The 12,347-nt window shown below is 38.7% G+C and carries 8 protein-coding genes; all 8 read left to right on the forward strand.

What is annotated here, in order from left to right:
• The first annotated feature begins 167 nt into the window (after window positions 1–167).
• The 8 genes from MKX65_RS06195 (at window position 168) to MKX65_RS06230 (ending at window position 12,342) form a co-directional block, all read left to right on the forward strand.
• On the forward strand, window positions 168–950 hold the full coding sequence (locus MKX65_RS06195; RefSeq protein WP_160546460.1) for a DeoR family transcriptional regulator: 783 nt from the start codon (window positions 168–170) through the stop codon (window positions 948–950).
• Window positions 943–1,809 carry a Cof-type HAD-IIB family hydrolase gene (locus MKX65_RS06200; RefSeq protein ID WP_160546459.1) on the forward strand — a complete coding sequence of 289 codons (867 nt, stop codon included), beginning with the start codon at window positions 943–945 and terminating at the stop codon, window positions 1,807–1,809. Before MKX65_RS06195 ends, MKX65_RS06200 begins: the two co-directional genes overlap by 8 nt.
• Before the next feature lie 195 nt (window positions 1,810–2,004).
• Window positions 2,005–5,511 carry a helicase-exonuclease AddAB subunit AddB gene (addB, locus tag MKX65_RS06205; protein WP_340902824.1) on the forward strand — a complete coding sequence of 1,169 codons (3,507 nt, stop codon included), beginning with the start codon at window positions 2,005–2,007 and terminating at the stop codon, window positions 5,509–5,511.
• Window positions 5,477–6,751, forward strand: coding sequence for a UvrD-helicase domain-containing protein (locus MKX65_RS06210; protein WP_340902825.1), 1,275 nt, complete (start codon window positions 5,477–5,479; stop codon window positions 6,749–6,751). The genes addB and MKX65_RS06210 overlap by 35 nt, the downstream gene beginning before the upstream one ends.
• A gap of 140 nt (window positions 6,752–6,891) precedes the next feature.
• A complete protein-coding gene (locus MKX65_RS06215) occupies window positions 6,892–7,023 on the forward strand; it encodes a hypothetical protein (RefSeq protein WP_340902024.1) in 132 nt (43 codons plus the stop codon).
• Window positions 7,024–7,482: 459 nt separating this feature from the next.
• On the forward strand, window positions 7,483–9,363 hold the full coding sequence (gene ltrA / locus MKX65_RS06220; RefSeq protein WP_318010528.1) for a group II intron reverse transcriptase/maturase: 1,881 nt from the start codon (window positions 7,483–7,485) through the stop codon (window positions 9,361–9,363).
• Between the two features lie 60 nt (window positions 9,364–9,423).
• On the forward strand, window positions 9,424–11,973 hold the full coding sequence (gene addA, locus MKX65_RS06225; RefSeq protein ID WP_445677909.1) for a helicase-exonuclease AddAB subunit AddA: 2,550 nt from the start codon (window positions 9,424–9,426) through the stop codon (window positions 11,971–11,973).
• 57 nt (window positions 11,974–12,030) lie between these two features.
• A complete protein-coding gene (locus MKX65_RS06230; protein ID WP_340902827.1) occupies window positions 12,031–12,342 on the forward strand; it encodes an HNH endonuclease in 312 nt (103 codons plus the stop codon).
• The last annotated feature ends 5 nt before the right edge of the window (window positions 12,343–12,347 follow it).

The raw sequence follows: 12,347 nt of genomic DNA on the forward strand, positions 1-12,347 counted from the left end.
TTTAAGGATAGTATGTGAAAAGTGAATGGTGTTCAAAGTAGGAATTAAATACCATTCATAAAATGGATAAAAACCACCGAAACACTTAACTTTAATTAAATATATTGAAAAAACAAGCGTAATTACTTATAATTACTTATAAATAATTAATGTGAGATGAAAAAATCATGTACCAAGAAGAACGTTTAGTAGCTATTCTTAGTTATTTAAGGGAACATAAACGGATTACAGTTGAAGAAATTTGTTCTGAATTAGAGGTTTCAAGAGATACGGCAAGAAGAGACTTGGTTCGCCTTGAAGAGGAAGGACGAATTATCCGAACAAGAGGAGGAGCATTGCTTCCAACTGAACATCAGATGGTTATGGACTATAACCATCGTTTAAAGGTGGTTTCCAGTGAAAAACAGGTGATTGGGGAAAAAGCCGCAACATTCCTTAAAACAGGAGATGCCATCATTTTAGATGCTTCAACCACAGTTCAAGCATGTGCCGAACATGTAGGTAATATGGAATGTACGATTATTACAAATTCTATTAACTCTGCAGAAATTTTATCTAAACATCCGCTTGTTTCGATTCATCTCGTTGGAGGAGAGCTGCACAAAAAGCATCGGTATTTGTTTGGATCACAGGCGATTGAGAAATTGGCACAGTATTCTGTTGATAAAGCTTTTATTGGGGCAGTAGGTATATCCGAAATGGGTTTAACAAGTGCTCATGAAGAGGATGGAATGTTAAAGAAAAAAATGATGCAACAAGCTAGACAAGTGATTGTATTAGCAGATCACACAAAATTTGGAGTCAATGGCTTCTTTCATTATGGAAGTTTTGCAGATATAGATGTACTGATCACAGATCGTGAGCCTAGTAGTGACTTTATGCAACTCTTACAAGAGAAAGGTGTAGAGATAGTCATAGCTGGCGAGGGGGAGGAAGAGGAAAATGACTAATTTAATTGCAGTTGACTTAGATGGTACCTTGTTGAGCCACGAAAATACCATCAGTGCTGAAAACATGGAGGCGTTGACTTTTGCCCATAATCAAGGAGTCATGGTCGTCATTGCAACAGGACGTTCTTATCACGATGTTAAAAACATACTTAATGAAAGTAACTTTCCTATGACACCATGGATCATTTCAGCGAATGGATCAACCATTCATCATCCGAACGGTGAGAAGGTGCACTCGGTTCCCATTGATAAAGAGGCAGCAGAACCGATACTGAAATGGCTAGAGGATGAAGGATTCTATTATGAAGTGTTTGCTGACCATTCATTACTTACACCAAAGCATGGGAGAGAATTACTAGAAAGGGAAGCAGAAAAGCTGAGAACGGAAGATCCTTCTGTCAAAGAAGAGGATATACAGCGGGCATTAGCGACCCAGTACAGTCAAACAGGCTTTGAATTTGTCCCCTCTTATCAAGACATCATTAGAAGTGATGCAGACATTTATAATATTCTTGCCTTTTCTTTCCATGATGAAAAATTAAATAGAGGGAAAGAGAACTTCCTTGGATTAAAAGGGATGAATATTGTTTCGTCGGGTAAACATAATTTTGAATTTATACATGAAAACTCCTCTAAAGGTAAGGCTTTAGAAAAATTAGGAGAAATCTTACAAATACCACTTCTAAAAATGGCAGCAGTGGGAGATAATTACAATGATGTATCTATGTTAACGATGGTAGGAAGAAGTGCTGCCATGGGAAATGCTGATGAGGCAGTAAAAGAAAAAGCACATGAGGTAACTCTAGAAAATCATGAACATGGAGTTGCTCATTTTATCTATCGTCTATTAAAAAAATAGGTATCCATGGTTGGCGTAACTTGATCGCAAGGCGTGACAACCAAGATATAAATGGTCAACCAAATCGGTTGGCCTATTTTATTTCTAAATTGGAAAGAAAAAGCGGTTCACGGTAAGAAGGTTATTTCCCTATTTCCGGGAGTAGCTATGGTAAGATAATAGGATAGAGAAGGAACGTACGAGGGAGGTTTTCTTATGGCAGTTCACTTAGTTATCGGAAGATCTGGAACTGGAAAAACGCAATTTTGTTTAGATGAGATAAGAGAAGAAATGCTGCAACGGCCAGTGGGAGATCCAATTGTTTACTTAGTACCTGACCAGATGACATTTTCTTCTGAATATAAATTGATAACAACACCTGGGCTTGGAGGAATGATTCGAACTCAGGTTTTTAGTTTTTCAAGACTAGCGTGGCGAGTGTTGCAGGAAACGGGTGGGAATACTAGGTACCATTTAAATAGTGTTGGTATTAATATGTTGATTCGCAAGATTGTTGAGGAGAGAAAAGCAGACTTAAAGCTCTTTAATCTTTCTGCTGACAAAAATGGGTTCATCCAGCAGCTAGAACAAATGTTGGTTGAATTTAAAAGATATTTAGTAAGACCAGAAGAGTTGCTTATTCAGCAGCAAGCTGAGCAAATGAACAAAGTCCTTCGTGATAAATTACATGATCTGGAGTTGATTTATAAACATTTTGAAGATGCCCTTTTTGGTTCGTATGTGGACTCGGAGGATTATTTCAAATTACTAGCTGAAAAAATACCGTTATCGCACTACTTAAAAGATGCGGAAATATATATTGACGGATTTTACAGTTATACACCTCAAGAGTATTTCATCATAAGTCAGCTCATGAAGCATTGTAAAAAAGTAACGATCACTCTTACGTTAGATGAACCGTACAATGAAAAATATCCAGATGAATTGCATTTATTCCGTATGAATGCGGAGACTTGTCAAAGTCTTTATGAGATTGCTAGAGTAGAAAAATTAGAAATAAAAGAAACCATTTTATCTGAGCAAAAAAGATGGCAGCATCCATCCCTGAAGCATTTGGAAACATTTTTTGATACGCGCCCTACAAATGTATTTAAGGGGGAAACGGCTGTTACGATTGGACAAGCGGTTAATCGTCGAGCGGAAATCGAAGGAATTGCACGTGAAATTCTATCACTTGTTCGAACGAAGAATTATAGATACAAAGACATTGCCATCATGATGAGAAATGGTCATGAATACAAGAGCTTAATAGAAACGGTCTTCGATGATTACGAGATTCCGTTTTTTGTGGATCAAAAACGTACGATGCTTCATCATCCTGTTATCGAACTTATTCGCTCCACGCTTGAAGTAATCAACGGATATTGGCGTTATGAGCCTGTGTTTCGAGCGATCAAAACAGAGCTGCTTTTTCCGCTTCATGTAGATTCTAATAAAATGCGAGAGCAAATGGATCAGCTTGAAAATTTTGTCCTCGCGTTTGGAATTCAAGGAGATAAGTGGACAAGACGTGATCGTTGGGTCTATCGCCGAATGAGAGGACTTGAATTAGAATCTGTTGCCCAAACGAATAAGGAAAAAGACTTTGAACAAAAGTTAAACGAGCTTAGACTAATGATCTCAGCACCGATCCTTCGCTTATCAAGAAGATTGAAAAAAGCTGAGAATGGAAGCAAATTAGCGGAGGCACTTTTTCTTTATCTAGAGGAATTAGAAATCCCTGCAAAGCTTGAAAGATGGAAAATAGCTGAAGAGGAAAAGGGAGAATTAACAAAAGCAAGAGAGCATGATCAAGCATGGAACGGTGTGATTGAGCTTTTGGATCAGTTTGTTGAAATGTTAGGGGATGAAAAAGTTTCTCCAAAGCAGTTTTCAAATGTTTTGGATGCAGGATTAGAAGCACTGCAGTTCTCTTTAGTGCCACCGGCAATGGATCAAGTGCTAGGGGCTGATCTTGAAAAATCTCGTTTAACCGATGTGAAAGTTGCTTTTATAATCGGAATAACAGAAGGTGTCCTACCTGCTAAATTTTCAGAGGAGGGTATATTTGGCGATGAGGACCGAGAGCAGTTATTACTAAATGGTTTAAAGATTTCCGCGAGTAGTAAAACCCGTTTATTGGATGAGGAGTTTATCGCCTATAAGGCTTTCACCACTCCGTCTGAGCGTTTGTATGTTTCTTATCCACTAGCTAATTCTGAAGGAAAGGCATTAATTGCCTCCCCATATATTAAGAGAATGGTTGATATGTTTCCTGATGGTGAAGCTCTATCGTTCATGACTGAGCCTTCAGAGCTTAGTGAGTTGGAACAATTAAAATTTGTTGCACATGAAAATACGGCGCTTGCATATTTAACGTCACAGCTTCAGCTAAAGAAAAGAAATTATCCTATCTACGACTTATGGTGGGATGTGTATAACTATTACCAGACAAAACCGCATTTTCAAAGGGATGTGCGGAAAGTACTTTCTAGCTTAACCTATGAAAATCAAACAACAAAGCTGTCTGAGGAGACGAGCAAGGATTTGTATGGAGAAGAAATCCAATCGAGTGTCAGCCGAATGGAAATGTTCCATAGCTGTCCGTTCTCACATTTCTCTCAGCACGGGTTAAAGCTTAGAGAACGTCAAGTATTTAAACTAGAAGCACCGGATATTGGAGAACTCTTTCACGCAGCATTAAAATATATTACTGAAACAATTGTAGCGAGCAAGTTGTCATGGTCAGATGTGTCAAAGGATGAAATGGAAAATCTGGCAAAACAAGCAGTGGATTTACTTGCGCCAAAACTACAAAATGAAATTCTATTAAGCTCGAATCGTCACCATTATATTAAACGAAAGCTGGAACAAATTATTCAGCGGGCTTCTCTTATTTTACGTGACCATGCAAAGGCAAGCGGGTTTGCACCGGTAGGGCTGGAATTACCATTTGGACCATCGGAACAAATAAAGCCTGCACCATTTACCTTGAAAAATGGGACGAAAATGGAGCTAGTGGGCCGTATTGACCGAGTAGACAAAGCCGACCATGCTGGTGAAGTGTTCCTGCGAATACTCGACTATAAATCAAGTGCAAAAGACGTAAATGTAAACGAAATTTATTATGGTTTGGCCCTGCAAATGCTTACGTATTTAGATATCATTATTTCAAACTCTGAATCTTTAATTGGTACTAAGGCTAGCCCAGCAGGTGTTGTGTATTTCCATGTGCATAATCCGATGATTAGTACGAGCAAAATGCTTACGTTGGATGAGATTGAGGCAGAGCTTTTTAAAAAATTCAAGATGAATGGTTTATTGTTAGGCGAAGAAAATGTGATTAAACTTATGGACCAAACATTAGAATCTGGTGAATCGAGAATTATTTCTGCTGGAATTAAAAAGGACGGGTCGCTAACGAAAAAATCGAAAGTGGCAAGTAAGGAAGAATTTAATCAGTTACGGTCGTATGTTAGAGATATGTACGTGAAAACGGGAAATAGTATAGTCGACGGTGCCGTTCAAATTTCTCCTTATAAAATGAAGGAGAAAACACCATGTACTTTTTGTTCGTTCAAGTCTGTTTGTCAATTTGATGAATCATTACAGGCTAATAAATATAGGATGTTAAAGGTTGAAGACAAGGAGACTGTAATAGAAAAAATGCGAAAGGAGAGTGTTGAAAATGGGGAGCATGAAACTTCCACCGAAACCGAGTGATGCGACTTGGACGGATGATCAGTGGAAAGCAATTGTTGCAAACGGACAAGATATTTTAGTTGCTGCCGCAGCGGGATCTGGAAAAACAGCCGTTCTTGTTGAAAGAATGATTAAGAAAATTGTTTCTGAAGATCAACCGATGGACGTTGATGAGATGCTAGTCGTAACCTTTACGAATGCTTCCGCGGCAGAAATGAAGCATCGTATGGGAGAGGCACTTGAGAAGGCGATTGATGAAAATCCCACATCAAGACATCTCCGAAAGCAACTAAGTTTACTTAATAAAGCGAGTATATCCACTCTCCATTCCTTTTGCTTAGAGGTGATTCGAAAGTTTTATTATAAAATTGAGGTTGATCCCGGATTTAGAATCGCTGACGAAACGGAAGCGCAACTCTTAAGAGATGAGGTTTTAGATACCATATTTGAAGAGGAGTACGGGAAGGAAGCTAATACTGAATTTTTTGATTTGGTTGATATGTTTTCAAATGACCGCAGTGATGCGGCCCTACAAGTGATTATCCGAGAGCTCTATGACTTTGCGCGTTCAAATCCATCGCCTAAGAGCTATCTACAATCAATTATTGATATGTATGATGTAGATGAAGAAACAACGATCGAATCATTGCCCTTTTATCAGACACTTCTTTTTGATATTCAACTCCAGCTTCAAGGTGCAAGGAGCTTATTTGAAGCTGCTCTTGAAATAACAAAGCTTCCAGAAGGACCCAGTCCTCGAGCGGAAACTTTTACTGATGATATTAGAATCATTGATCGATTGCTTGAAGCAAGTAAACACTCATGGGATGAGTTATATAACACACTGATAAGTGAATCATTTTCAAAGCTAAAACCATGTAAAAAAACGGAGTATGATGAGGTACTATTAGAAAAATCTCAAAAACTTCGTGACAAAGGAAAGAAAATGGTTCAAGCCTTACAAGCGGAGCTTTTTTCACGAAAACCACAAAGTTTTATTCATGACATGAAACAAATGAAGCCTTATATCCAAACATTGGTTAACCTTGTTGAGGAATTTTCTAAACAATTCGATTTCATAAAGCGGGAAAAAGGACTTGTCGACTTTGCTGATTTAGAGCATTATTGCCTCCAGATCTTATCAAATCCAGAAGAAAGTACGGATCAAGAGTTCAAACCTTCTGAGGAAGCTTGTGTCTATCGACGGCAGTTTAAAGAAGTACTTGTTGATGAATATCAAGACAGTGCGACACGTTGCTAATTGAAAAGATTAGCCACTAGCTTAAAGCTAGGAGAACTAAGAATCTGAAGAGTCGAATGATGGGGTAACGCCCTGAAAGGCTCGCCTAATCCTCCGAATAGCGTTCAGGTGGTGCAAAACACTTGAAGGTTATAAGCTCGGTGAAGTCGGTTGAAGGTCATCCTAACGAGAAAGACGAGGAAAGCTCTCTGGAGGCAGAGGGTATGGCTGATAGACCGGGGTTCTACAAGATAGTCTATGGTGAGAAATTAGATGTCACAGCCATCTATTGACGAAATTCCGAATGTACGGCTCTAGAGGTATAGCTATTCGAAATGGATAGTCCCGCATGTCGGGGTTAGTGAGGTAGAGTAAAATTTGTCTTTATGAAATACCTTATGGTGTTACAGGCACCATCCAGCTAACAGGGCTAGAGGAATCACCTACGGATTGTGAATGAATAGATAGGATTCTTGGAACGTGGTAAGCCGATAACGTGGAGAGTTTGCACTCTATGAAGCGGTAGCAGGGAAAGCATATATGTCGAAAGTGTATATGTATAACCTCTTTTATGTCGGTGAAGGTAATGGCACAGTACCAAAGAAACTGTGATAACAAACAGTGGAGGGATAGCCATTAGTCAACTGTTAGAAGACGACATTATTATCACAGAAATTTCAGGTTCGAGTATGACTAAGAGAAATGAAAGCTGAAATTACAAACCCAATTTGGGAATGTAAAGAGGTGAGTAATTGACTGAAACCCATGCAAAGCCGAAGGAGTTAAAAAGTCAAAAGCTGAGAAACAATGAGTATTACAACACGCAAGACATGTTTGACCAGTTATATCAGCTAAGTTCGGAAGGAAAAACTTTTAATAAGTTATATGAATTAGTTGTAAACCCTGCAAATGTTAAACTTGCTTTTCGTAACATCAAGAAAAACAAGGGAAGTAAGACAGCAGGAGTGAATCAAAACACTATATTCGAAATCGGACTTAGAAGCCCTGATATGCTTGTACAATATGTTAAAAATCGCCTAGATGATTATAAACCTCATAAAGTGAAACGTAAGGAAATCCAAAAGCCAAATGGCGGCATTCGTCCTTTAGGAATTCCTACTATTGAAGATAGACTTATTCAACAATGCTTATTACAAGTTCTTGAACCTATATGCGAGGCTCGCTTTCATAAACATAGCTATGGATTCAGACCTCATCGGAGTCAAATCCACGCATATTCAAGGGCTGTAACATTAGCAAACAAAAACAAACTACATTATGTAGTAGATGTTGATATTAAAGGTTTCTTCGATAACGTTGATCATGGGAAGTTGCTTAAACAACTATGGACAATTGGAATTAGGGATAAACGTATTCTTTCGATTATAAGTAAGATGCTCAAAGCTGAGGTTAAAGGAATTGGGAAACCTACTAAGGGAACTCCACAGGGAGGAATTCTTTCTCCGTTACTTTCAAATGTAGTATTGAATGAATTCGACTGGTGGATAAGTAATCAGTGGGAAACATTTAAGACGAGAAAGGATTACACAAAGATACGTGTAATTGGTGGAAAACAGCGGTTTGACCAAACGGTGAAATACGCCACCCTTAAAAGGTATACCAAGTTAAAGGAAATGTTTATTGTAAGATATGCAGATGACTTTAAAATCTTTTGTCGAGACCACAAAACCGCATTTATTATATTTGAATCTTCTAAGCAGTGGTTAAAGGAAAGATTAGGCCTTGAAATCAGCAATGAGAAATCGAGAGTAGTCAATTTACGTAAGAACTATTCGGAGTTTCTAGGGTTTAAGTTCAAAGTAGTTCCAAAAGGCAAAAAGCGTGTTGTTAAATCGCATATGACAGATAAATCACGACGCAAGGTAATTGAGAAAATAAAAACAAAAGCTGAATTTATTCGAAGAAAACCGAATAAGGCTGAAGTAACTAAATTTAACTCAACTATCTTGGGAATTCACAATTATTATCGGTATGCGACACATACGACAAAGGATTTCAGTGAAATTTCTTACTCAGTCAAACGAATCCTGTATAACAAGCTTAAAAAAGCAAAGAGTTCAAAGGGAGTTATCACACCATTCTTTCAAAAAGCATATAAAGATTATCTTAATAAAAAGAAATTCTTTGCGTGTGGCATGATTTTATTCCCGATAGATGGGGTGAAACACAAAAGCCCTTTGAACTTTACTCAGGAGAAAAACTCTTATACCGAAAGTGGACGAATCTTGGTTCACAATAGCCAAGAGGCTGTACCACCGATCATGGTACATTATTTGATGGAAAACCCAATAAAATCGGAGAGTATGGAATACAATGACAATCGACTCTCAAAATATATTGCTCAATTAGGTAAATGTGCAATAACACGTAAAGATTTAATCATTGGGGAAATGGAACTCCATCATAAAAAGCCTAGAAATAAAGGTGGAACGGACGCTTATCAAAACCTTATATTTATATGTAAGGAAGTCCATAAGTTAATCCATGCGGTAAAGGAAAGCGCCATTAATAAGTACCTTAATGTACTGAATCTTAATGAAGAACAACTGAGTAAAGTTAACGCTCTTCGTAAAAAAGTGGGCAACTGTGTAATTGATAATGTAACGAGCTAGTAGTTGATGGGGCGCCGTATGAGGTGAAAGTCTCACGTACGGTGCTAAGCGGGGGAAAAGATGGAGATTACTTCAAAGTCTTACCTATCGCAACCAAATATGGTACAGGAAGCAATTTTAAATTTAGTAACTAAAGACGAAGAGCAGACAGGGAATTTGTTTATGGTAGGAGATGTAAAGCAATCGATTTATCGCTTCCGCCTAGCAGAGCCAAATTTATTTTTGGGTAAATACAACCGATTTACTTCACAGGGTGAAGAATCAGGCCTTCGAATTGATTTAGCTCGTAATTTCCGGAGCCGAAAGGAAGTTCTTCATGGGACCAACTATTTATTCAAGCAGATCATGGGTGTTTTAGTTGGAGAAATCAACTATGATGAAGCGGCTGAGTTAATTACTGGTGCGTCCTACCCAGAGGAAGCTGTTCCAGTTGAGTTGTTGATCATTAATAGTAATGGTAAAGAGGAAATTTCAAATGAAGAGGGAGAAACTGAGAGCCAAGGTGACTCCTTTGATGAAGAAGAACTCGAACAATCACAGCTAGAAGCTAAGCTTATTGCGAGTAAAATAAACGATCTGATTCAAGGGCGAAAGCCTGTTTACAATCCTAAAACAAAGAGCTCTAAGCCGGCATCATATAAAGATATTGTCATCTTGCTTCGATCAATGACGTGGGCTCCACAGATTATGGAGGAATTAAAAGATCAGGGAATACCGGTTTATGCGAACCTATCAACGGGTTATTTTGAAGCAACAGAAGTCGTTATTATGATGTCTCTGTTACATGTCATTGATAATCCATATCAGGATATCCCACTTGCTTCTGTTCTGCGTTCTCCGATTGTGGGCTTAACCGAAGAAGACCTGGCTTGTGTTCGCATGGAGAATCGAAGAGGTTCTTTTTACGAGGCTCTAACTTCCTTTTATCGAAAAGCGCCAACGGAAATGAATGAAGCGGCGCATGAGAAGATTGTACCGTTTATGGAGAATTTAGCAAAATGGAGAACGGCAGCTAGACAAGGTGCATTATCAGAATTACTTTGGCAGCTATATAGAGAAACGGGATTCTTTGATTTTGTTGGTGGGCTACCAGGCGGGAAGCAGAGGCAAGCGAATTTACGTGCTCTGTATGATCGTGCACGACAATATGAGGAAACATCGTTCCGTGGATTGTTTCGCTTTCTTCGATTTATCGAACGCATGAGAGAACGTGGGGACGACCTAGGTGCTGCTCGCGCACTTGGGGAAAGTGAAGATGTTGTACGAATCATGACCATTCATAGCAGTAAAGGGTTAGAATTTCCAGTCGTGTTTGTGGCTGGATTGGGCCGCCAGTTCAACATGATGGATATCAGGAAATCCTATATGTTAGACAAGGAGCTCGGCTTTTCTGCGAAGTATGTTGATCCTAAAAAGAGAATCTCATATCCATCGTTGCCCCAGCTAGCTTTTAAACGCAAAAAGAAACTCGAGATGTTAGCGGAAGAAATGCGTGTATTGTATGTTGCGTTAACCCGAGCAAAAGAGTATTTATATTTACTAGGAACCGTAAAGAATGTAGAAAAGAAGCTTGAGGATTGGGAGCAGTTCTCCATTCATCCGGAATGGCTACTAAAAGAGTACGACCGTCAATCAGCGAAGGGCTACTTAGACTGGATTGGACCATCATTAATTAGACATCAAGATTGTCAGGAGTTGCGAAATGGAAAGGGGATCGGACATCTTGTCCCAGAAGAAATTTCGAACCATTCATCGTGCTGGAAGATAGAATTAATAGATGCAGTACAGTTAGCTTCAATAAAAGAAACGGTTTTAGAAGAAAAGGATCATTTATTAGAACTTGTAAAAGAGGGAAAAGAGCTTCCGGTTAAATTAGAGTGGAACGAACAGGTACTTTCACAATTAGAGTACAAGTATGAATACTTCGCGCCTTCCACTCATCGTTCTAAGCAGTCTGTCTCTGAAGTGAAAAGGCAAAGAGAATTGCGGGATGAAGAAAGCGGAATAGAATTGCAAAAAAAATTCAGGAAACCGCTAATGAATCGTCCACGTTTTATGCAGGAAAAATCCTTAACCCCAGCAGAGCGAGGCACGGCTATGCACGCGGTGATGCAGCAGATTGATTTAGAAAAACCAATCACTTTTGATAGCATTACGAGCCAATTAACTGAAATGGTTCAACTTGAACTGTTAACACTTGAGCAGCTGGAGGTAATAGATGTTGACCAGGTGGTTCAATTTTTTGAATCGAAGCTCGGTGTTAGATTATTAAAAGCAAACACAGTGTTGCGTGAGATCCCTTTCAGTTTATCTCTTCCTGCAAGCGATGTGTATGCAGATTGGAAGGGAGAGGAGGAGGCCGTTCTCCTTCAAGGTATCATTGATTGTGTTTTTGAAGATGATGAAGGACTCGTCCTACTTGATTTTAAAACGGATGGAATTCATGAACGCTACAAGGGTGGATATGAAGAAGCGAGATTAATTCTTGAAGATCGTTACAAAGTTCAAATTGAATTATATAGAAAAGCGTTAGAGGAAATATGGAAGAAGAAGGTACATGAATCGTATTTATTCTTCTTCGATGGTGCACATATCATGAAAATGGACTAAATAGTTAGTCAGCAGGAGACATTACTCTTGCTGGCTATTTTTTTAGGAGGGAAAGCAATGGGGAAGAAACCAATCATTCTTGGTGATTGTGAGCTTTGTTTGCGCAACAATGTTGAGATTACTATCCATCATCTAACACCGAAGGAGCTGGGAGGAACTTTTTTACCTACAGCCAAGCTATGTCTACCATGTCATAAGCAAATTCATGCCCTTTATACGAATGAGGAATTGGCTGCTCGTATGAACACAATTGAAAGACTACGTGATGACGAAATGATTAAAAAGTTTGTAAAGTGGATTCAGAAACAACCAGCTTCCAAATTGATTACTGTATCTAAATCAAAGGACAGAAGGCAAAATAAGAGGTGAAACAG

The organism is Robertmurraya sp. FSL R5-0851 (genome assembly GCF_038002965.1).
Taxonomy (GTDB): Bacteria; Bacillota; Bacilli; order Bacillales; family Cytobacillaceae; genus Robertmurraya_A; species Robertmurraya_A beringensis.